The sequence below is a fragment of the Piscinibacter gummiphilus genome, from assembly GCF_002116905.1.
Classification (GTDB): Bacteria; Pseudomonadota; Gammaproteobacteria; order Burkholderiales; family Burkholderiaceae_C; genus Rhizobacter; species Rhizobacter gummiphilus.
Genome location: NZ_CP015118.1, coordinates 262223 through 285062, shown reverse-complemented (window position 1 = coordinate 285062; position 22840 = coordinate 262223). Strand labels below are relative to the sequence as shown.

The window sequence follows — 22840 nt, the reverse complement described above, 5'->3', positions numbered from 1 at the left end:
GTCCGTCACCGCGTCAGACCATCCTCCTTGAACATCTGCTTGATGCCACGCACGGCCTGGCGGATGCGCGACTCGTTCTCGATCAAGGCGAAGCGCACGTGGTCGTCGCCCTGGTCCCCGAACCCGATCCCCGGCGACACCGACACCTTCGCCCGCTCCAGCAACAGCTTCGCGAACTCGAGAGAGCCGAGCGACCGGTAGGCCTCGGGGATCTTCGCCCAGATGTACATCGACGCCTTCGGCAACTCGACCGCCCAGCCGGCCTCGGTCAGCCCCTTGTGGAGCACGTCGCGGCGGCGCTGGTACTGCGCGGCGATGTCCTTCACGCACTGCTGGTCGCCTTCGAGCGCGGCGATGGCGGCCACCTGCAGCGGCGTGAACGTGCCGTAGTCGTGGTAGCTCTTGATGCGCGCGAGCGCGCCCACGAGGTCCGCGTTGCCCACCATGAAGCCGATGCGCCAGCCCGCCATGTTGTAGCTCTTCGACAGCGTGAAGAACTCCACCGCGATGTCCTTCGCGCCCGGCACCTGCATGATCGACGGGGCCTTCCAGCCGTCGTAGACGATGTCGGCGTAGGCCAGGTCGTGCACGACGAAGATGTCGTGCTTGCGCGCGAGCGCGATGACCCGCTCGAAGAAGTCGAGCTCCACGCACTGCGCGGTGGGGTTGCTGGGGAAGCCGAGGATGATCATCTTCGGCTTCGGGTAGCTGCCGCGGATGGCGCGCTCCAGCTCGCCGAAGAAGTCGATGCCCGGGCCCACCGGCACCGAGCGGATGTCGGCCCCGGCGATCACCGCGCCGTAGATGTGGATCGGGTAGCTCGGGTCCGGCACCAGCACCGTGTCGCCGCGGTCGAGCGTCGCCAGCATCAGGTGCGAGAGGCCTTCCTTCGAGCCGATGGTGACGATGGCCTCGCTGTCGGGGTCGATGTCGACGGCGTAGCGGTCGCGGTACCAGTGCGAGATGGCCCGGCGCAGCCGCGGGATGCCCTTCGAGGCCGAGTAGCCGTGGGTGTCCGGCCGCTGGGCGGTCTCGGTGAGCTTCCTGACGATGTGCTCGGGCGTGGCCCCGTCGGGGTTGCCCATGCTCAGGTCGATGATGTCTTCACCTCGGCGGCGCGCCGCGAGCTTGAGCTCGGCGGTGATGTTGAAGACGTAGGGGGGAAGGCGATCGATGCGCGCGAAGCGGCGCTTGCCCGGAGAGGACATGGAATGGTCTTTCACGTGAGCGCCCGGAACCGTCCGAGCGACGTCGCCGTGCAATGGGGCACGGCTGGGAGCCATCCTAGCCGAAGTCCCTGCCGCCGTGTCAGCGTTTCGCCTGCTTGAGCGACGCGCCCCGCACCTCGAACGTGACCGTCTGCACGATGCGCCCGCCCGCGCCCAGCAGCGACAGCTCGTGCCGCCCCGGCCACGGCGCCCACGTGAGGCGTTCGCCCTGTCCCAGGCGTCGGCCGTTGAGGGTCCACGTGCCGCGTTCGCCCTCGAACACGACGCGCTGCGCGGCCGGCGGAATGTCGGGATCGAGCGCGTAGATGCTGCCGTTGCGCGGCGTGACGATGCCGAAGCGGCCGGTGGCCGGCGGCGCGGACAGGTCGTTCGCCGGTTGCAGGCCCGCGAGGTACCAGTCGTCGCGCGGCGGTTCGGAACCCGGGCTCACGCGGTGAGCGACCACGCCCGTGGGTGCGGCGGGACGCACCGACGGCCGGCCCTCGTGCAGGTGTTTGACGACGGCCTGCCACACGGGTGCCGCACCGCTCACACCGCTCACGTCGTGCATCGCCTCGCCGCTCGCGTTGCCGACCCACACGCCCACCGTGTAGCGGTCGGTGTAGCCGATGCACCAGTTGTCGCGCATGTCCTTGCTCGTGCCCGTCTTGACCGCGGCGAAGCCGCGCGTGACGAGCGCGCTGTCGAGGCCGAAGGTGCGAACGCGCGCGCTGTTGTCGGAGAGGATGTCGGAGACGAGGAACACCGACGCCGCATCGGCCACGCGTTTCGGCGCGGCCTTCGGCGGCTTCAGCGCCACCGGCGCGTACAGCCCGCCGTTGGCGAGCGCCCGGTACGCGTTGGTCAACGCCATCAGCGTGACCTCGGCGCTGCCGAGTGCGAGTGCCGGGCCGTAGTGGCTGCCGTCGTGCGCGAGCGCCAGGCCCAGCGCATCGAGGCGGCCCACGAGCGCGTCGGGGCCGAGCAGCGCGCCCACGCGCACGGCCGGCACGTTCAGGCTCGCGCCGAGCGCGGTGCGCGCGCTGACCCAGCCCTTGAACTGACGGTCGTAGTTCTGCGGCAGGTAGAGGCCCGTGGGCGTCGAGATCTCGGCCGGCGAGTCGTCGACGAGGCTCGCGGGCGACAGCAGCCGGCGCTCGAACGCCAGCTCGTAGACGAAGGGCTTGAGCGTGGAGCCGGGCTGGCGCCGCGCGACGACCCCGTCCACCTGTGCCGCGTCGGACAGGTCGCCGCTCGACCCCACCCACGCGCGCACCTCACCGGTCGCGTTGTCCAGCACCAGCACCGCGCCGTCCTCGACGTTGCGCGACGTGAGCGACGCGACGTGCCGGCGCAGCGTGTCGCGGGCGAACCGCTGCAGCGGGGCATCGAGCGTCGTCTTGACCGGCTTGCCGGGGGCGAGGTCGAGCTGGCGCGCGAAGTGCGGCGCCAGCTGTTCGCCGAGCACCGGTCCGCCGCGCCGCACCAAGGAGGTCGACGCGAGCGCGGCCACGCCGGTGCACGACTGCTTCTGCAGCTGCAGCACGCCGCAGGCGCGTTTGGCCACCGCATCGGCTCCGGCGTTGGGGCCACGCAGCAGCGACGCGGTGATCGCGGCCTCCTGCGTGTCGAGCCCGCTCGGGTGTTTGCCGAACAGCGTCTGCGACAGCGCGCCGATGCCCACCAGTTCGCCGCGGAACGGCACGAGGTTCAGGTAGGCCTCGAGGATCTCGCTCTTCTTCCAGCGGCCGTCGAGCCGGGTCGCGGTCCACGCCTGGCCCATCTTCTGGCCGATCGAGCGCCCGCCGACGGGGCGCGCCAGGTCCTCGTCGAGCAGGCCCGCGAGCTGCATCGTCAGCGTGGAGGCCCCGCGCGTGCGTGTGTTCCACACATTCGCCCACGCGCTCTGCGCCACCGCGCCCCAGTCGACGCCGCTGTGTTCGTGGAAGCGCCGGTCCTCGCTCAGCACGATGGCCTGCAGCAGTGCCGGCGACATCGCCTGCAGCGGCACCCAGTCGAGCCGGCGCACGGTGGTGTCGACCCGCACCGTCTGCACCGGCACGCCGCGGCGGTCGAGCAGGGTCACGTCGGACGGCTTGAACGCCGCCTTCACCTCGGAGAACGCGGGCACCGCGTGGGCTGCCGCCGACACGGCGGCGAGCAGCACCATCACGGCCGCCCGACGGACTCTCACGGCTTCACCTCGATCGCCGCGTTGGGCGCTTCACCGAAGGTCTCGGGCGAGTACATCGCCTCCACGCGCGTGGGCGGCACCGAGAACGTGCCCGGGTTGTTCAGCCGCATGGTGTACTCGACCACGTGCTTGCCCCGCGGCAGGTACTCGAAGTAGCTGCGGAAGGCCTCGAAGCTGCGCTCCTCGAACGTGGGCCAGGCCTTGTCGTCGGACGGCGCGCTCTGCGTGGCGATCTCGCTGTCCCGGCCGAGGCCCGACCCGAGCAGCGTGGCGCCCCCGGGCACCGGGTCGCTGACGACGACCCAGGTCATGTCGGACTGCGCGTCGACCTCGAGCCGCACGCGCAGCACGTCCCCGCGCGACCACGAGCCCTTGGTCTTCTGCTCCACCGCCGTCACCGTGCGGGTCACCGCATAGCCTGCGCGCAGCGGCGCCTTCAGCGGGATCGCCGCGAGGCTCTGCACGGTGAGCCACGGCTTGCCGGTGCCTTCCTGCGTGACGGTCAGCGTGTCCTGCTTCTCGGGCCACGGCAGCTGCATCACCCCGCCCTTCGGCTGGCGCGACCAGTCGATGGCCGAGGCCGGGCCGCCGGTGTTCGCCGTCGTGCGGCCGGCGATGCGGACCGACTCGAACTTCGCCGCGAACTTGTCGAGGGCGAGCGAACCCCACAGGTTGGCCGTGGTGGTGAGCCACGCGCCATTGCGCTGGCGGCCGAGCGAGCCAGTCACGAGGCGCGGCAGGTCGTCCTTCCACGCCGGGTCGTCCAGCACGGCGAGGATCAGGCGGGCCGCGTTCGAGTCGGCGCTGTCCATCAGCCACCACCAGAAGTCCTCCTGCTCGGTGCTGAAGCGCAGCGTGGTGCCGGCGTAGGTCAGGCGCGAGCGCAGGATCTGGTCGGCCTCGGCGAGGCGCTTGGCCTGGTCGGGGATCTCCTTCACGCGGTGCAGGATGTTGTACCAGTCGATGACCGCGGCCGTGGGCCACAGGTTCGGCGTCAGGTTGATCGAGCCCAGCATCTTCGGCGTGGCGCGCCCGTGGCGCGACAGCGCCTCGATGGCGGCGAGCTTGCGCACGTCGAGGTCCGCGCGCGGCGACCAGAACTTGCGCTCGATGCGGCCCTCGACGAAGGCGGTCAGGCCTTCGAGCATGTTGTCGCGCACGGTCGGCGCGATGGCGAAGCCGGCCTCGTGCGACGCCGCGATCAGGTACGCCGTCAGGCGGTCGCTGCCGCGCGGGCCGTCGCCGGCCCGCGGGGGGAAGTAGCTCGCGAGGCCGTCGGCGTCGAGGTACGTGGGCAGGTCGTTCGACACCGCGGTCCACAGCGCCTTGTCGCGCAGGCCCACGGCCTTCGAGGTCTTCTGCTCGAGGCACACGAACGGGTAGGTCTCGAAGAAGCGGCGCAGGCCCGGCAGCGCGCCGGTCAGCGTGGGCTGCACGCCCACGTTCAGGCCGCCGCGCAACACCCCGCCGGTGGCGAGTGCATCGGACGGCGGCGCGACGGGCATCGTCACGGTGCCGTCGAGCTGCTGCAGCGTGGCCTGCAACACGCGCACCGGCACGGCCGGCACGACGAACTGCGTGAACTTCAGCTTGTCGCGCACCTTCTCGCCGCCCAGCTCCTCGGCCCCGCCCTCCCACGAAATGCTCACCGCATCGGGCGGCACCGTCACGCCCCACAGCACGTCCTTCGCGCTGCCGGCGGCCAGCACCACCTCCTGCGGCGCGAGCGTGATCGGGTCGCGCACCAGGTCCGCCTTGTTGCCGCCCACCGCCTTGTTGGCCGTGGCGGCGAGCGAGGCGCGCACCTTCATCTCGCGCGACGTGGTGTTGCGCAGCGTCAGCATCGCGGTGAACTGGTCGCCCTCGCGCACGAGCGGCGGCAGGCCCGGCAGCATCTGCAGGTCCTGCGTGACCTTGATGCTCGTGTGGCCCTCGCCGAACTGCTGGGCGCCGGCATCGGCCACGGCGACGAGGCGGAAGCTCGTCAGCGAATCGTTGATGGGCACCTGCACGACGGCCTCGCCCTTCGCGTCGAGCGCCACGTCGGCCTTCCACAGCAGCAGCGTGTCGAACAGCTCGCGCGTGGGATTGCGCCCGCCGCCGCCGCCCGCGGCCAGCGCCTTGCGGCCGTAGTGGCGCTTGCCGATGATCTCGCTCTGGCCGGTGCTGGTGTCCACGCTCCAGGCCCGCGGCTGCATCATCGCGCCCAGCAGGTCCCACGACGTGTTGGCGCTCAGCGCGAGCAGGCCCTCGTCCACCGCCGCGAACGCGACCTCACCGCCCTTGACCGGCACGCCGTCCTGCGTGACACGGATGCGCGCGGTGGCGGTCTGGCGCACCGAGTACTGCGGCTTGTCGGTGGTCACCTCGACCTTCAGTTCGTGTTCGGCAAGGCCCACCTTGAACGCGGCCACGCCCAGCTTGAACGCGGGCTTGGAGAGGTCGACCATCGCGGTGGGCGCCTCGTACTCGCGGCCCTCGTACCAGTAGGCCCGCACCCACTCGACCGGGTTGCGCCAGCCCCACGTGAACAGCGAGTACCACGGCACGTCGCGCACGCGACCGCGCAGCGCGAGCACGCTCACGTACACGTTGGGGCCCCAGCCGCGTTCGACCTTGACGTCCACCGTCGGGTCGTCGCCGCGCAGGCGAACGACCCGCGTGTCGATCACCCCTTCCCGCTCGACGCTCACGAGCGCCGTCGCCTCGCGGAACGGCATGCGCACCTGCAGGCGCGCCACCTCGCCGGGCTGGTAGAAGCGGCGCTCGGGCAGCACGTCGATGCGGTCGTCGTTGTCCTGCGCGAACCACATCTCGCCCTGGCGCGTGACCCACACGCTCGTCGCGGCCTCGGAGGCGTTGCCCGCGGCATCCTTCGCGGAGGCGACCAGCTGCACCTCGCCGGCGTTGGCCATCGTGGTCTCGCAGAGCATCAACCCGCGGTCATCGGTCTTGCCGGTGCACAGGCTGCCCATGTCCTTCACTTCGGTGCGGTTGTCGTAGGCGTAGAAGCCGCCGACCAGGCGCTTGCGCGTGCTGGTCTGCTGCGCCCAGCGGCCACGCACCTCCACGGCCTGGCCCTGGATGGGCCGGCCCTGCGTGTCGAGCGCGAGCACCTGCAGCTCGACGCGGCCCTTCGTGCTGACCCAGGAGCCGGTCTTGACCCCCAGCACCACGGCGCTCGGCCACACGGTCGTGCGCATCGACGCGGTCTGCACCTCGCCGTTCGGGTCGTTGAAGGTGAGTTCGGTGACCAGGTCGCCGGCGCGCTTGAGCTTCGGCAGGTCCTTCAGCGTGACGGTGGCCGCGCCGTTCTTGTCGGTGGACAGCGGCAGCTTGTCGGCCACCAGGCGGCTTTCACCGCCCTCGCTGCCCTCCCCGCCTTCGTCGCCCTCACCGCCGGTCATGTCACGCGCCGGGTCGAACGAGAAGCCGGGGTAGCCGTCGAAGGAGACGTAGCGGTTCTGCAGCATCGACGACACCCGCAGGCCGGACTGGGCCATGCCGCCTCCCGACAGGTAGGTCAGCTGCACACCCACCGGCAGCTCGCGCGGGGCGATCACCGGGCCCTTCGGGCCGCTCAGGCGCGCGTCCACCAGCGGCACGCGGAACTCCTCGACGCGGAACGTGCCCGTGGTCCAGCTGCTTTCCCGGCGGTTGTCGACGCGGTCGCGGTGCAGCTCCACGCGCCATGTGCCGAGGTTGGCATTGGCCGGAATGTTCCACGTGGACGCCGTGCTGCGCGGGTTGCGCCAGGTGAGCGGGAACTCGAACGCCCGGCCGGTGCCCTCGTGCACGATCTTGACCATGTCGGGGAGATCCGCGGCCTTCAGCGGGGCAAGGCCACCCGACGTTTCGGTGCGGATGAAGTGTTTCATCGACACGGTCTCGCCGGCGCGCAGCAGCGTGCGATCGAACACCGTGTGCGCGCGGGCGGTGGGCTGGCGGCCCCAGCCGGTGGGCAGGCCGTAGCGCCACGACTCGATGCCCTTGGTCCACTGGCTGAACACGAAGGCCATGTCGGCCTCGGCCCCACCGCGCTCGGCGAGCCGGGCCACCACGAACACGCCGTCGGGCGACACGCACTTCGCGTTCGACGGGTCGATGGGCACGCCCACGCGGGCCAGGCCGTTGACGTCGGTGCGGCCCGACCACAGCTGGCGGCCGTTGCAGTCGTTGATGGTGACGTCGGCACCCTCGACCGGGCGGGCCTTGTCGAGCGTGGTGACCCACACCATCGCGTTCTCGCGTCCCTGCTTGAAGTGCACGGCGAGGTTCGTCACGAGCACACCGGTGCGCACGTACATCGGCGCCTTGCGGTCGAGCAGGCTTTCGCCGAGACGGCGCGACTCGATCTCGACCACGTGGTAGCCGGGTTCGTTCATCGGGATGCCCACCACCTCGAACGGCCGCGGGTCGCCGCCCTCGAGTTGCGGCAGCGACGTGCTCTTCGCGTCCTTGCGCGACTTGAGCCACGAGGTGCCCCGCAGGTCCCAGTCCTCGTGGCCGGCCTTCAGCTTCGCGTACCAGGACAGCACGTCGGCATCGGTCTTCAGCCGCAGGATGCGCACGGTGCCGCCGGACGAGTTCGGCCGCAGGTCACCCTGCACGTGGCGCAGCGTCACCGGCAACATGGGCTCGGCATTGCGCTCGAGGATGCCGAACGGCGCCGTGGCGAACTTGGCGATGGGCGGGGCCTCGCCGGTGGCGACGGACAGCGGGAACGACGACGCGTTCGCGAGCGGGCGGCCGGCGACGTCCTTGAAGTCCGACGGCAGTTCGAGGCGGAACGACATGCTCGGCGGCATCGGCCCCTTGAACGAGATGCCGTTGACGTCGCTGCCGCCGTCACGGTCCAGCGTCGGGGTGATGGTCTTGCCGTCCTGCGGCACGAGGCGCACCTTCTCGGCCATCGCGCGCGGCACGGGCGCCGAGAACGAGAGCGTCAGGTCCCCGAGGGGCCAGCACGGCGCGCCGGCCCGTTCGCGGTTGCACGAGAACTCGGCCTTGAGCACCGGCCGCACGCGGAACGGGAACCGCTGCTCGACCTTCGTGACGATGGCCGGGTTGGCCGCCGCCGCGATGCCCTTGCCCCACACGAGGCGCACAGGCGTGTCGGCGGGCAGCGGGCGGCCGCAGTTCACCACCAGCGTGCTCTCGACCCGGCTGCCTTCGACGCCGACGGCCGCCAGGATCTCGTCGCGCACCTTGCCCGTCACCACCTGCAGCGGCAGCCGGTCGCCGAGGCCCTCGATCTCGCAGCGCGCCTGCGCCGTCACCGACGCGGGCGTGGCCGCGCCGCTGAGCGACAGCACGAAGTGCTGGTCCTCCTCGATCTGGGCGTCCTTCGCCGAGTAGGGCTGCACCGACACCACCGCCGGGCCGCCGGCGCTGAACTCGAACTTCGTCGTGCCGGTCAGCGCGCCCTGCAGCGGCTTCCAGTCGGGCTTGGCGAGCAGGGAGCAGCGCACGCCCGGCGGCAGCGCGTCGTTGAAGTCGTAGACCCACACCCGCTCGTTGGCCCAGCGCCCGGAGCCGTTCGGCACCTTGCCTTCGCACGAGAGGCCGAACGGGTCGGGCAGGCGCGGGTCGCCCGCGGCCACCACGGCCTCGGAGAACTTGACCGTGACCTGCCGAACCTGGGCGACTTCACCGACCGGGCTCACGCCGGCCACGGTGGCCGCCACGGCCGAGGACGCAACGCCGAACCACGCCGCGGCGGACAAGAGAAGGTGACGCGTGGTGAAAGACTTCATCGAAAGGTTCCCTGCCTTCAAAGTGGCGGCAAGGATAACCTTCGTTTCACCCTCGGCGGCTCACCCTTCCGGGCGTTCGTCGAGCCGGCGCAACCGTTCGATGTCCCGCAGGCGCGCGTCGATGACCGACGCCTCGATGAAGTCGGCCGTGCGCGCCCCCTTCGCGAGGCGCTGGCCGGCGCGCAGCCGGTCGACGGCGCCGTTGTAGTCGCCCAGCGCGATGCGCGACTCCGCCTCGGCCCGCAGGGCCCTCAGCTTGAAGCCCATCTGGCCCCACAGGCGCGAGAGGAGCACCCAGGCAGGCGCGTCCTTCGGGTGCAGGCTGGTCCAGGTCTGCAGCTCGTCGGACATGGACTGCAGCACCGCGCGGTCCTTCGACGCCAGCGAGGCCTGGGCGGCCAGCAGCAGCACGGGGCGCGACTCGGCGGCGGTGTCCACGTACGGCTTGAGCAGTTCGGTGGCCCGCGCGGGGTTGCCGCGCTCGAGCTGCGACTCCACCGCGAGGAGCACCACGGCGCGTTCGGCCGAGGCATCGCTGCGCGGGCTGCCGCGCACGAGGCCCAGCGCGAGGTCGATCGCCTCGTCGGCCCGCGCCCAGTCGCGCCGCAGCGTGGCGGCCAGGCCCTTCGAGTACGCGGTGATCAACTGGTCGGCAACGGGTTGGGACGGGACGACGGTCTGGTTCTCCCACCGTTCGAGCGCGGTGGCCCGGGTGTCCATCAGCACGCGGGCGCGGCCCTGGGCGGCCGAGTGGGCGAGCACGCTGACCGGGGCCACCGGCGCGGCCGCGCCGAGCCGGCCGCGGGCTTCACCGATCCGCTCGGTGGACAGCGGGTGGCTGCGCAGGTACGGGTAGCCGCCGCTGTCGTTCAGGCGCGACGCCAGGTCGAGCTTCTCGAACATCGCGGCCATGCCGCCCGGCGCGAAGCCGGCGTCGGACATCACGAGGAAGCCGATGCGGTCGGCCTCGCGCTCCATGTCGCGCGAGAAGTTCAACTGGCCCTGCACGGCCAGCGCCTGGCCACCGGCGATGACCGCGTTCGCGCCGTCGCCGGCGCGGCCGTTGCTGCGCGTGGCCGCCAGCACGCCGAGGATGATGGCGGCAACGCTCATGATCGACTGCCGCTTGCTGTTGACCATGCCGCGCGCGATGTGGCGCTGCGTCACGTGCGTCATTTCGTGGGCCAGCACCGAGGCGAGTTCGTCGCGGGTGGCCGTCATCGAGATCAGCCCGAGGTGCACGCCCACGTAGCCGCCGGGCAGCGCGAACGCGTTGACGCTGCGGTCGCGCACGAGAAAGATCTCCCAGCCGAACTTCTGTTCCAGTTCGGCCTCGATGTCGCCGCGGCGGCGCGCCGCCGCCAGCAGCGGGTTCCACAGCGACTGCACGTACTCGAGCAGCACCGGGTCGTCGATGTAGTCGGGGTCGACCCGGATCTGCCGCATGATCTGCTCGCCGAGCTTGGCCTCGGTGCCCACGCCGAACGAGTCGGAGATCTGGTCGCCGAGGCCCGGCAGGCGGTTCTGCGCCCATCCGGGAGCGAGCGCCGGCGGCGAGACCATCAATGCGGCGCACAGCAGGGCCATCCAGCGGGAGGCCCGGGAACGGGGGGCAGGGTTCTTCAAGGCATCGGCCATCACAGGGTCCCGCTATCATGCCAGCGCGCGTTTCCCCCTTCGATTTCCGATTGTTTCCCCATCATGTCCAAGCCGACCTCGTCCCCGCTGACCCACTTCGACGGGCAAGGCCAGGCCCACATGGTGGACGTGTCCGCCAAGGCGGAAACCCACCGCATCGCCGTGGCCACCGGCACGATCCGCATGCAACCCGCCACGCTCGCGCTGATCACGGGCGGCACGGCCAAGAAGGGTGACGTGCTCGGTGTCGCCCGCATCGCCGCCATCCAGGCGAGCAAGCGCACCTCGGACCTGATCCCGCTGTGCCACCCACTGCCCATCACGCGCGTGACGGTGTCGTTCGAGACCGACGAGGCGGCGAGCGAAGTGCGCTGCACCGCGCAGGTGGAAACGCTCGGACGCACCGGGGTCGAGATGGAAGCGCTCACCGCGGTGCAGGTGGGCCTGCTGACCGTCTACGACATGTGCAAGGCGGCCGACCGCGGCATGGTGATGGGGGGCATCCGCGTGCTCGAGAAACACGGCGGCAAGTCGGGCGACTGGGTCGCGTCGCCCTGAGCGTCAGCGCCCCCCGCGGAAGTCCTCGAAGGTGAACGACCGCGTCGCCGGCGCACACTGGAACGGCAGCGGGTCGGTGGTGGCGTCGTTGCAGGCGGCGAAGAACTTGTCGCCCTCCGCGTGGTTGAACTCCTTCAGCCGCTCGGCCACGTAGCGGGCGCGCTCCACGTCACCACGTTCGTTCAGGGCCTTGGCCCACGCGATCATCAGGCGGGCGTCGAGCAGGAAGTGCGGGGCCACCTCGAAACCGGCGGCCTCCACGGACGGGAACTGGGCCGTGGTGACGGCCGCGTAGTCCGCATGGTGGGCGAAGAACACGCTGCGGCGGCCCGATTCGATGCGTTCCTCCAGCGGTGCCGCACGGCTGCCGGGCGCGAAGATCTGCACCACGCTCAGGTAGTCGACCACCGAGAACACCCCGCCCACGGCGAGCACCACGCCCCCGCCCACCAGCCACGCACGGCCACCCCACGGCTGCGGCGCGGCCACGATGCGGCCGCTCACGGCGAAGCCGAACGCGAACGCGGTGGGCAGCAGGAAGTAGGCGTACCAGAGCGGGTACTCGAGCAGGCTGTGCACGCCCATCATCAGCACCATCACGAGCCCGCAGCGCACCGCGGGCTGGTCGGCCGCCACGGCGTGGCGCGCGCACCGGAAGGCGCCCCACAGCGCCGCGACGATCAGCACCATCACCAGCCCGGCCAGCGGCAGGCCCAGTTCCACCGCGAACTGCAGCGGCAGGTTGTGCGTGTGGTCGAAGAAGGCGATGGGGCGACCCGGGAACGGCGTCAGCGTCCACGCGAAGTTGAACTCGCCCCAGCCCACGCCCGCCCACGGGTGCATGCGGATCAGCGCCAGGGTGTTCGACCAGATGCCGAAGCGCGAGCTCGACAGGTCCGACTTGTGCAGCTGCGACTCGCCGGCGAACGCGTGCGCCTGCGCGGCGGACCATTCGCTGACCCCCATCCAGCACAGCACGTACACGAGCGGCACGAGCCACAGCATCGCGCGCGTGAACCGCGAGAGCCGCCGGTCGATCACGCCCCACAGCGCGAGCATCACGATGCACACGGTGCCGGTGCGCGAGACGGTCAGCACCACGCCGAACACCAGCAGCAGCCCGACGGCCACGGTGCCGATGCGGAACGCGAGGGGCGGCTGTGCGGCGGCCTGCTCGCGGCGGTCGTGCAACCACACGAGGCCGGCGAGCGCCGCCAGCAGCAGGCTGCTGAGGTGGTTGGGCTGGCGCAGGTTCGCGCCCACCCGGCCGGGGCTGGACGCGCGCGCCAGCACGTCGCCGTCGGCGAACGCGGGGAAGAAGTACTGCACGATGGCGATGGCCACGCTCGCGAGCGCGGCCGCGAGCAGGGCGATGGCAAAGACCTCGAACGCGGTCTCACCCGCTCCAGCCCGCTGCACGGCGGCCGCGGTGCAGACGACCAGGACCGCCGCACCGATCAGCCCGAGCGAGGACAACCCGAGGCCCGTCGGCAGGCCCGAGCGGACCATCGACAGCACGACACACCCGAGCAGCACCGCCAGCGCCACCACGAGCGCCCGCTGACCGCCGGACGCGGCGCCCGAGCCCGACCGCGGCAGCGAGGCCGCCAGCACGGCGCAGAAGATGCCCCAGCCCACGAGGGCCGCGGCCTGGTTCAGGAAGGTGGACGACGGCGGCAGGTTGTAGGCCAGCAGCACCGGCACCGCGATGGCGGCGAGCGCCGCGGTGAGGCCGACAGCGTCGACGGAGCGGGAGGAAGGGATGGGGGACGTCACGCGGATCGGCTGGAGGTCGCGCCGGCTCGGCGCCAGCGTGCGATTCTCACCGAACCCGGGCCGCCTCGGGCCGCGGCACCGAAAACACGTCGCACGGCAGGAAGCCGGCGACACGGCCGGAGGTGTCGACCAGCACGGACCAGTCGCTCTCGCGCGAGATGAGTGGCAGGGCACGGGCCGCGCCTTCCGCGAGGCCCGCGGCCCGGACGGCGCCGAGGATCTGTTCGCGCCGGGCGGGACACTGGGCGAGCACGGCCTCGAGCGAGCGGCCCAGCGCGGCCGCCTGCGGCTGGAACTGCGCGTAGTCCACCCAGAACGTCGGCCGCTGGCCGGTGTCGAATCCCTGGGTGGCGAGCATGATGGCGTCGTAGCGTTCCACGTCGGTGGCCCGACGCACGCCGACCAGTTCCGGGCCGTGGATCGACAAGTTGCGGAACGGGGGGGCGGCCTTCGGCAGTTCGTCCGCGAGCACTTCGACGGCCGCCACGACGCGGAAGCGATCGCCCTCGAAGGCGAGCACCACGGGCCGGGCGACGAAGCAGGTGTGCAGGCCGTAGGCCAGGGCCACGGCCTGGACCAGCCCGATCACCGCCAGATCGCCCCCGAGACGGCGCCGGCCCTTCGCGGGGTTGAACACCGCCAGCGTGAGCAGCGGCCCGAGCACCACATCCACGCTGACCACCAGGAGAAAGAGACCCTGGCCGCCGGCCAGCACCTGGTACGGCGCCGGGTACCAGACGCGGAAGACGAGCCATGCCGCGGCGGCGGCGACCAGCAGGCTCAGGACGAAGTGGACGCTTGCGGCCCGCAGGCGGGGCCACCAGGAGATGCTTGGCATGAACGGCGGCAGAGAGGAGACACGACAGGCCGCCCATGGTGGACGACCCTTTCCACTGTATCCAGGAATGCGGGCCGACCGGAGCTGCGCGGGAACCTCAGTTGCTGACCCAGCTCGCCTCGAACGGAGATTTCGGCAAGGTCTCGATGCGCGAAAGGACCTCTTGTCGGATGGGGCCGAAGCGCGCCGGCAGCTGCGTCGCCAGGTCGTCGAGACCCTGCAGAGTTCTCGCCCGCTCCCCCCCCCCGATCCCCATCGCCCACAGCCGAAGGTACGCATCCACGGCCCGCGCCCGGTCCTCGCCGAGTCCGGCGAGTTGTGCGCGGCGCTCGACGACCCAGTAGTCCGGGACGTGCGAAACCAGCCGGTCGGCCATCTCCATCTTGGCGGCGAACTGTTCGGTGGATACCGGGAAGGTCTTGTACAGGATCAAGTCGGAGAAATCGGAGAACCCCACGTAACGCGCGGATCCGGACAGCGCGAGCACTTCGTCGGCGCGCATCGCCTTGCGGGATGCAAGCTGCTGTCGAGTCCCAGCCACGTGGTCGATCGCGACGAGCAAGTAGATGCTGCCGGCGAACACGACGAGCCCGATCGCCGCGGCGATGCCGCGAGCCGGCACGGGTGACGCAGCCGATGACGTCGCGGGGGCGACCGCCGGCGACGCCAGCCGCGCCCATGCGTAGAAGAACAGCACGCCGAACGACATTTCCCACAGGGGAAATTCGAGCACGGAGTGGACCGCGATGGTGCCGATGATCATCCAGAGCACGTGGCGGAACGGATTGATCCTGCTCGGGAGGACGCGCTGCCGCCAGAAGGTGTACCCGACGCACGCCAGCAGCGGCAGCACGCCAAGCAAGCCGACCTCGCCGAGCAGGTGCAGCAGCAGGTTGTGGGCGTTGTTGATGAACAGCGGGTACGGATGCTCCAGCGCATGGGCGTAGACCCAGCCTGCATGCAGGCCCCAGCCACCGCCGATCAACGGGTGCTCGAGCCAGCGCTCGAAGCCGGCCATCATCACGTACCATCGCATCGAGAACGCGTGGCCTTCGGCCAGGCGCTTCATCGCCCCGGGCCGGTTCAGTCCTTCCAGGACCGTGGCGTCGAGGGTGCGCTGCACGACGGTGAGCAGGACAAAGACGGTGACCAGACCGACCGCGACGGCCGCCAGCGCGCCGGCAACGCGCCGGAGCGGCGGTCGCCCGGACCGGGCGTCGTGCCATCGCGCGCCGAGCACCCAGCCGCCGTAGCCCGCGGTGAACAGCAGCATGACGAAGCCCGCGCGGCTTTGCGTGAACGTGACCCCCACCGCCAGGACGAGCAGGCCGGCCGCGACCGACAGCGCCCGCGGCCACGTCGAGAAGGCTCGCGGGTAGACCAGCAGCGTGCCGAAACCCAAAGCCATCATCAGGGAGGACAGGTTGCGCTGGTAGAAGTTGCCGACGGGTGCCCACGGCACGCGGGGTCGGATCACCCACCCCGTCGGGTCCGCGATCAGGTTCGCCTGGACGAACACGGCATAAGCGTTGAGCAACGCGCCGGCGATCACGAGCGCGGCCATCGCGCGATCGACCGGTTCGTCGGCCCCGGCCCAGGCCCGCCACACGGGGGCCAACCACGCCATCAGGCCAAAGCACAGGCACGCGCCCAGCGCGAAGACCAGGGTGTCGGGATAAGAATGGATGCGCCTCGCGACCGTCAGGAGGACGAATGCCACCAGCACATACGCGGCGATGAGGGGGGGCGTCCGCAACGAGGGCCGCCCCTGCCCTGAGAACAGGGCCGCCAGCACCGCAGCCAGGCCGACGCCGAGCGACAGGGCGACGTCCGGGATGTGGTTGAGCTCGTAGGTGCCCCGGGTGGGCGAGAACACGGAAAAGAAGAAGGCCGCCGCAAGCGGCAGCCACGACAGCCACCAGCCGTTGCGACTGGTCGCAGGTGTGCCGCTCATCGGCACTCGCTCGGCACGTACTTGCCGGGAAGTCCACCCGACGCGGGCGAACGGCAGGTCCAGTTGACCTGGAGCGCGGCGCTGGTCGGCAGGAGTTCCAGCAATGCGCCATCCTGCACGTTTTCGCGGAAGGCGATCTGGATCACGCCGTTGTTCGTGACGGTCACCGAACGCACGCTGTGGCCCTGAATTTCGGCCGGCTCGGCGGCACCAGCGGCGCTGTTGCTGGTCGGCCACTGCGAGTTGGACGCAAAGTACTCGGTCACCATGTGCTTGACACCCGTTGCCAGGCCGAGTCCCTCGGAAACCCGTGCGCGCTTGACATAGTCCTGGTACGCCGGCAGCGCCAATGCGGCCAGAATGCCGATGATGGCGACCACGATCATCAGCTCGATCAGGGTGAAGCCGCGTTGAACGCGCATGGCGGAACTCCAGAAAGAAAGGGGCCGAAGCCCCTTTGGTCAAACCAGGATATCAGGACCGATCAGCGGCACTCGCTGGGGCGGTACTTGCCTTCGACCGAGCCGCCGCGGCAGTCCCAGGTCACGCCACCGGCGGTCGTCGCAGCTTGAATGACGATGTTGTTGCCACCGGCCTTGCTGGCGTACTCGATGGTGATTTGACCGTTCGACGTACCGACCGTGACCGAGTTCACCGAGTTGCCATTGATGGCGGTGCCATCTTCAATGCCAGCCGCGGAGCCGCTGGCCGGCCATTCGTTGTTCGAGGCGACGTACTCGGCCAGGGCGGTCTTCGCACCCGAAGCCAGCGCCAGGCCTTCAGAGATGCGCGAACGCTTCACGTAGTCCTGGTAGGCCGGCAGAGCGACGGCGGCCAGGATGCCGATGATCGCGACGACGATCATCAGTTCGATGAGGGTGAAACCCTTTTGGATGGAACGCTTCATGGAAAAACTCCTAGTGAGGAATCGGGGTGGACACGTGGAATACATTGCAGCGGTCGTGCCAGCGGTCGGAAACCCGTTTTCGTGTGGAATCTGCCCGGAGGACTGACACATTGGGTCACCCGTGTCAGGGAAAGTCGCACAAGGTGTCTTTTCGGGCTGACAGGAATGGTCACAAAGTCCGACATTCCAGTGCATGCCAGGTCGGGTGCCTCAGTCGAGGTCGAGGACCTGGCCGGCGAACAGCGGCGAGATGCGGTGCGGGGTCGACAGCGCGCCCACCTCTTCCATCACGCTGGCCACTTCGCCTGGCTTGATGTGGGTGATGTGCACGTCCACGCTGCCCGGCAGCTTCGTGAGTTCACGGCCCAGTTCGGCAGGGCACAGGTGGCGGCTGATGCGGGCGAGTTCGTGCTCGTCGTCCGAGAACGCGGTCTCGATCACGAGGTGGGCCACCTTCATGGTCTGGAGCCGCGCCCACAGCGCGGGGTTCGGGCCGGTGTCGCCGGTGAAGACCCAGTGGCCCTCGTCGCCGACGAGCGCGAAGCCCACGGCCGGCACGGTGTGGGCGGCCGACAGCACTTCGAAGGTCTTTTGGCCGAGCGCCAGGCGGTCGCCCACGGCGAACGGCACGAGTGTCAACGCCGGGCGCTCTGCACTCGGCAGCCGGGTGAAGTCGGGCCAGATGACCCCGTTGAAGATGTGCTTGCGCAGCGCGTCGATGGTCTCGGGCAGCGCGTGCACCTGGATCGGGCCGCGGCCCGCGGCCATGCGGACGCGCATCACGCTGTCGGCCAGCAGGCCGATGGACAGCACGTGGTCGAGGTGCGAATGGCTGACGAGGATGTGGTCGATGCGGGCCAGCTCGTCGAGCGAGAGGTCGCCCACGCCCGTTCCGGCATCGACCAGCACGTCGTGGTCGACCAGGAAGGCAGTGGTTCGGCTGCCGGCGGCAATGGCGCCGGAGCAGCCGAGGACGCGGATTTTCATGCGGCGCTACGGAGAGGAGCTGGCGCCCTGCACGGGCCACCACGGAATGACCGCGCGTTCATGGACATCGCGATCTTGTTCCCCCGATGCTGAGGGCGACCGCCTCCCGGCGCAAGCGGTCAAAGTCTCATTTCCACGGCCCTCTGAAGCCGGAGATGTACCCGAAAGAAACACACGTGGAATGCTTCACGGGCCCCGCGCTGCGAGCGCAATGGGTCCCGGCTTTCGCCGGGATGACGGCTTGTTCGGATGAGCCGGATCAGACTTGAACAAATTGCATTTGGGTGCCGGCAAGTTCAATGACATCGCCGTTCTTCAAATGCATGGTGTCACCCACCAGCGGATTGCCATTCACCGTGGGGCGCGTGGCGCCCTCGACGTGCGCGAACACGTAGCCGCCGGGGCGCTTCGTGATGGAGGCCACCTGCACGCCGGGCTTGCCGACGGTGGTGACCACCTTCGTGAGTGCGACCTCGCGGCCCGCCGCGGCGCCGTTCAGCACCTTGATGGAGCCGGGCATCACCGGCTGGCCGAGGCCGCCGAAGTTGGAGTTGGGGGCGCTGGTCTGCGCGAAACCATGGCTGTAGCTGGGGGCGGGCATCGCCGCGGCGCCCCCACCCTGCTTCATGATCATGGTCTTTTCGTAGTCGGTGCCGTCGTCGACGAGGTACTTGATCTTGTACTTGCCGATCTCGACCGTGTCGTTGTGCGCCAGCAGCTGCTTCTTGACGGCCTTGCCGTTGATGTAGGTGCCGTTGGTGCTGTTGAGGTCTTCGATGAAGACGTCGGCGCCCACCATTTGCAGCACACCGTGTTCCCCGCTCACCGCGAGGTTGTCGATCACGATGTCGTTGTAAGGACGGCGGCCCAGGGTCGTCTTGTCCTTCGTGATCTGCACTTCCTTGATCACCACACCGTCGAGCGATACGACCAGCTTGCCCATGCTAAACCTCTAGTTTTGTCTGTTGCACGACCCTCGATGCGGGTCGGAGTGGGATCTCGAAGCGTTGAACCGATGATTCACGTCACCGGCGGAACGGCCACCAGGATCGGGAGGCCACGCTCTGTCCCCGGACGCGAACCAGCACCACGGCGATATTATCCTTTCCGCCCGCGTCGTTGGCCGCATCGATCAAGGCGACACCCGCGGCTTCCGGCGATTCGTGTGCCTGCAACACCTGCGCGATGCTGTCGTCGTCGAGCATGTCCGACAGCCCGTCGGAGCACAGCAGGTACATGTCGCCCGGCATCACGTCGTGCAGGTGGGTTTCCAGCAGCACGGTGTCTTCCACGCCCACGGCGCGGGTGACCAGGTTCTTGTTCGCGGAGAAGGCGGCCTGCTCCGGGGTGATCAGGCCGGCGTCGATCTGTTCCTGGAGCAGCGAGTGGTCATGCGTGATCTGCACGAGGCGGCCGGCACGGAACCGGTAACCGCGCGAGTCGCCCACGTGGCCCATCAGCAGGCGGCCGTCGCGGAAGGCGCCCACCACGAGGGTGGTGCCCATGCCCGCGTACTGCGGGTTCGAGTTGGCCGCGTTGAAGATGGCGCGGTTGGCGTTGTCGACGCAGATGTCCATGGCCCGGCGCACGTCGCCGTCGGAGGCGCTGTCGGACGCCTCGAGCAGCCAGCGGCCCAGTTCCGTCTTGATGAACGACGTGACCATGCCGCTCGCGACTTCGCCGGCGTTGTAGCCCCCCATGCCGTCGGCCAGCACCACCAGGGCCGAAGGCTCGTGGATGGCGACGGAATCCTCGTTGTTGTTGCGGGCGCGGCCGGTGTCCGTGGCACTGAAAAATTCGAGCGTCATCGAAGAGGGCGCGGGGAGGTTCATCGGACCTGGGTGACGGGCAGAGGTGCGAATTGTGCCCTCATTCGCCGCGGTTTATTTTCACCGTGGCGTCGAAACCGCCGGAATTGGGGGGTAAACCGCCTTCCGGCGTCGCTGGCGGGGGTGGCAATCCCCCCACGAGGGCCAAAGCAGCGGTCAGGTCGGCCGCCATCAGCCGGCCGTCGGCATACCGGGATTCGGGCCGTTTCTCCAGCGCGAGCGCCACGGTGCGGGCCAGCAGCTCGGGAATCTCGGGGCGCCAGTTGCGCACGTCGGGCGGGGTCTGGTTGGCGATCTCGTACATCAGCGTGGCCATCGAATCGGCCCGGTGCGGGAGGTGGCCGGTCAGCAGCTGGTACAGCATCACGCCGAGGGAGTAGAGGTCGCTGCGGCCGTCGACCCGGCGCCCGGCCATCTGCTCGGGCGACATGAACGAGGGGGTCCCGAGGACCATGCCCGTGCGGGTGCGGCTCGAATCGGCGATGCGGGCGATGCCGAAGTCGGTGACCTTCACCAGGTCGGTGGCGAGGTCGATCATTACGTTGGCCGGCTTGATGTCCCGATGCACCACGCCCTGGCTGTGCGCGTAGGCGAGTGCCTCGGCCACCCGGGCGGTGATGCGCACGACATCCGCCACCGGCAGCAGGTTCTGGGTGTGGCACTGCAGGTCCTCGCCCTTCAGGTACTCCATGGCGATGAAGGCGAGGTCCTGGTCCTCGCCGGCGTCGAAGATGGTGACGATGTCGGGGTGCTGCAGCCGGCCGGCGGTCTCGGCCTCGCGGAAGAAGCGCTGGCGCGCCTCGGTGAGTTCCTGGCCGTGGAACTCCTTGCTCAGGGCCATCGTCTTGATGGCCACCTGGCGGTTGATCTTCGGGTCGGTGCCCAGGTAGACGGCGCCCATCGCGCCGCGGCCGATCTCGCGGTCGACGCGGTAGCGGCCGAGGGTCTTGCGTTCGAGGACGGCCGGCGCGGCGGCCTGGGCCGCGGGCCCCGCTGCCGGGCGGGCCGGCTGCGGCACCGGCACGGGCGGCCGGGGGCGCATCGCGAGGGCGCCCAGCATCCAGCCGGCGTGCCCCATGCCCAGCGCCACGGCGCCCACCGCACAGGCGACGGACCACGGGGCGGTGGTGAGCGTGGCGATGAGCAGCAGGGACATCGCGCCCAGTGCGGAGACGAACATCGCGCTGACGGGCGGCACCCGCGCCAGGCCCCAGCGGAGCCACACGAGCACCAACACCACGAACCCGCACACCAACCCGATGGTCGGCACCTGCTGGATCCAGAACCCCCTCATGCGTCAACGCCTCCGTGCGGGTCCGTGCGGGGACCCGGTTGCCGAATGGGCGTCGCCGTCAGTCGGACGTCGCACCCGCCTTGTTGTCGTCAGCCGCCGCGTGGCGCGCCGCGATGATCTTGCCCAAGGCGAGCACGAGCAGGGCTCCGGCGATACCCGCAGCGTACTTGATGGTGTCGGTCACGACCAGCTTCGGCATGCTGGCGATGGTGTCCGGGTTCACGAGGGCCGGGTCGGTCACGAGCATGCTGCCCGCGATCCAGCCGAGGAGCATGCCGCCGAGCGTGATGATGATCGGGAAGCGATCCATCAGCTTGATGACGAGCTGGCTGCCCCAGACGATGATCGGGATGCTGACCAGCAGGCCGAAGATCACGAGCGGCATCGTGTGGCCTTCGTGGCCGGCGTTGCCTGCGGCGCCGGCGATGGCGATCACGTTGTCGATGCTCATCACGAGGTCGGCCACGATGACCGTCTTGACCGCACCCCAGAGCTTGTCGCTGCCCTGGATGTTGCCGTGGTCGTCCTCGGGTTCGGGGGCCAGCAGCTTCACGCCGATCCACACGAGCAGCAGCGCGCCCACGATCTTCAGGAACGGGATGGCCAGCAGTTGCAGCGCGAAGAAGATCAGGATGACGCGCAGCACGATGGCACCGGCGGTGCCCCACAGGATGCCCTTGGTGCGCAGGTTGCCGGGCAGCTTGCGGCAGGCGAGCGCGATCACCACCGCGTTGTCGCCGCCCAGCAGGATGTCGATCATGATGATCTGGCCCACCGCGATCCAGAACGCGGGGGTGATGAACTCCGCCATGGAGATTCCTTCGAAAGATGTGGCCGGCGCACCGCGCGCGCGATCGGGACAGAGAGTTTAAGTTCCGCACGGGGCGCCCCCGTGCGTGGAATTACGGACGCATCGCGACCCGCAACTGAAAAGGCCGCCCGGAGGCGGCCTTTGTCATGTCGGGGTCACCCGAGGCATGCGATCAGAGCAGGCCCTTGAGCAGCTTGCCCATCTCCGACGGGTTGCGCGTGACGGTGAAGCCGCACTCTTCCATGACGGCGAGCTTGGCATCGGCCGTGTCGGCGCCGCCCGAGATCAGCGCGCCGGCGTGGCCCATGCGCTTGCCCGGAGGGGCGGTGACACCGGCGATGAAGCCGACGATCGGCTTCTTCATGTTGTCCTTGGCCCAGCGTGCGGCTTCGGCTTCGTCCGGACCGCCGATCTCGCCGATCATGATCACCGCATCGGTGTCCGGATCGTCGTTGAACAGGCGCATCACGTCGATGTGCTTCAGGCCGTTGATCGGGTCGCCACCGATGCCGACGGCGCTCGACTGGCCGAGACCGATCTCGGTCAGCTGGGCGACGGCTTCGTACGTCAGCGTGCCCGAGCGGCTCACGACGCCGATGCGGCCCTTGCGGTGGATGTGGCCCGGCATGATGCCGATCTTGATTTCATCGGGGGTGATGAGACCCGGGCAGTTGGGGCCCAGCAGCAGCGTCTTCTTGCCACCCTTGGCTTCCTTGGCCTTCATGCGGTTGCGCACTTCCAGCATGTCGCGGACGGGGATGCCTTCCGTGATGCAGATGGCCAGGTCCAGGTCGGCCTCGACGGCTTCCCAGATGGCGGCGGCCGCGCCCGCGGGCGGCACGTAGATCACGCTGACGGTGGCGCCGGTGTTCTTGGCGGCGTCCTTGACGCTCGCGAAGATGGGGATGCCTTCGAAGTCTTCGCCGGCCTTCTTCGGGTTCACGCCGGCCACGAACGCAGCCTTGCCGTTCGCGTAGTCGCGGCACATGCGGGTGTGGAACTGACCCGTCTTGCCGGTGATGCCTTGCGTGATGACCTTGGTGTCTTTGTTGATCAGGATGCTCATGATGTTTCCTTGGTGCTCCGTCGG

At 69.7% G+C, this 22840-nt stretch carries 16 protein-coding genes; 1 reads left to right on the top strand and 15 read right to left on the bottom strand.

The window, feature by feature from the left end; all coding sequences use genetic code 11:
* Positions 1 to 5: 5 nt before the first annotated feature.
* The 4 genes from alaC to A4W93_RS01230 form a co-directional block, all read right to left on the bottom strand.
* Positions 6 to 1208 carry an alanine transaminase gene (gene alaC / locus A4W93_RS01245; RefSeq protein ID WP_085748880.1) on the bottom strand — a complete coding sequence of 401 codons (1203 nt, stop codon included), beginning with the start codon at positions 1206 to 1208 and terminating at the stop codon, positions 6 to 8.
* Positions 1209 to 1308: 100 nt separating this feature from the next.
* The gene (pbpC, locus tag A4W93_RS01240) at positions 1309 to 3378 is read right to left on the bottom strand and encodes a penicillin-binding protein 1C (protein ID WP_085748879.1); all 2070 of its coding nucleotides are present in this window, start codon (positions 3376 to 3378) and stop codon (positions 1309 to 1311) included.
* A 20-nt stretch (positions 3379 to 3398) separates the two neighbouring features.
* A complete protein-coding gene (locus tag A4W93_RS01235; RefSeq protein WP_085748878.1) occupies positions 3399 to 9158 on the bottom strand; it encodes an alpha-2-macroglobulin family protein in 5760 nt (1919 codons plus the stop codon).
* A 60-nt stretch (positions 9159 to 9218) separates the two neighbouring features.
* Positions 9219 to 10796, bottom strand: a complete 1578-nt coding sequence (locus tag A4W93_RS01230) for a M48 family metalloprotease (protein ID WP_085748877.1) — start codon at positions 10794 to 10796, stop codon at positions 9219 to 9221.
* 63 nt (positions 10797 to 10859) lie between these two features.
* On the opposite strand from A4W93_RS01230, the gene moaC reads away from it, so the two are divergent.
* On the top strand, positions 10860 to 11354 hold the full coding sequence (moaC, locus tag A4W93_RS01225) for a cyclic pyranopterin monophosphate synthase MoaC (protein ID WP_085748876.1): 495 nt from the start codon (positions 10860 to 10862) through the stop codon (positions 11352 to 11354).
* A 3-nt stretch (positions 11355 to 11357) separates the two neighbouring features.
* On the opposite strand, the gene A4W93_RS01220 is transcribed toward moaC, so the two are convergent.
* The 11 genes from A4W93_RS01220 to sucD all read right to left on the bottom strand — a co-directional run bounded on the left by A4W93_RS01220 (position 11358) and on the right by sucD (position 22816).
* A complete protein-coding gene (locus A4W93_RS01220; RefSeq protein ID WP_099959835.1) occupies positions 11358 to 13130 on the bottom strand; it encodes a PglL family O-oligosaccharyltransferase in 1773 nt (590 codons plus the stop codon).
* A 46-nt stretch (positions 13131 to 13176) separates the two neighbouring features.
* Positions 13177 to 13968, bottom strand: coding sequence for a TfpX/TfpZ family type IV pilin accessory protein (gene tfpZ / locus A4W93_RS01215; RefSeq protein WP_085748875.1), 792 nt, complete (start codon positions 13966 to 13968; stop codon positions 13177 to 13179).
* 97 nt (positions 13969 to 14065) lie between these two features.
* A complete protein-coding gene (locus A4W93_RS01210) occupies positions 14066 to 15922 on the bottom strand; it encodes a Wzy polymerase domain-containing protein (RefSeq protein ID WP_085748874.1) in 1857 nt (618 codons plus the stop codon).
* Complete coding sequence (locus A4W93_RS30680) at positions 15919 to 16344, bottom strand: pilin (protein ID WP_085748873.1); 426 nt, start codon at positions 16342 to 16344, stop codon at positions 15919 to 15921. Before A4W93_RS30680 ends, A4W93_RS01210 begins: the two co-directional genes overlap by 4 nt.
* Positions 16345 to 16406: 62 nt before the next feature.
* Positions 16407 to 16829, bottom strand: a complete 423-nt coding sequence (locus A4W93_RS01200; RefSeq protein WP_085748872.1) for a pilin — start codon at positions 16827 to 16829, stop codon at positions 16407 to 16409.
* Positions 16830 to 17039: 210 nt separating this feature from the next.
* The gene (locus A4W93_RS01195) at positions 17040 to 17816 is read right to left on the bottom strand and encodes an MBL fold metallo-hydrolase (RefSeq protein ID WP_085748871.1); all 777 of its coding nucleotides are present in this window, start codon (positions 17814 to 17816) and stop codon (positions 17040 to 17042) included.
* A gap of 259 nt (positions 17817 to 18075) precedes the next feature.
* Complete coding sequence (locus tag A4W93_RS01190; protein ID WP_085748870.1) at positions 18076 to 18759, bottom strand: FHA domain-containing protein; 684 nt, start codon at positions 18757 to 18759, stop codon at positions 18076 to 18078.
* A gap of 82 nt (positions 18760 to 18841) precedes the next feature.
* Positions 18842 to 19624, bottom strand: coding sequence for a Stp1/IreP family PP2C-type Ser/Thr phosphatase (locus A4W93_RS01185; RefSeq protein ID WP_085748869.1), 783 nt, complete (start codon positions 19622 to 19624; stop codon positions 18842 to 18844).
* A 61-nt stretch (positions 19625 to 19685) separates the two neighbouring features.
* A complete protein-coding gene (locus A4W93_RS01180) occupies positions 19686 to 20939 on the bottom strand; it encodes a serine/threonine-protein kinase (protein ID WP_085748868.1) in 1254 nt (417 codons plus the stop codon).
* A gap of 58 nt (positions 20940 to 20997) precedes the next feature.
* Positions 20998 to 21750 (bottom strand): TerC family protein, encoded by a 753-nt coding sequence (locus A4W93_RS01175; RefSeq protein ID WP_085748867.1) that lies wholly within the window; start codon positions 21748 to 21750, stop codon positions 20998 to 21000.
* A 172-nt stretch (positions 21751 to 21922) separates the two neighbouring features.
* On the bottom strand, positions 21923 to 22816 hold the full coding sequence (sucD, locus tag A4W93_RS01170; protein ID WP_085748866.1) for a succinate--CoA ligase subunit alpha: 894 nt from the start codon (positions 22814 to 22816) through the stop codon (positions 21923 to 21925).
* Positions 22817 to 22840: the final 24 nt, after the last annotated feature.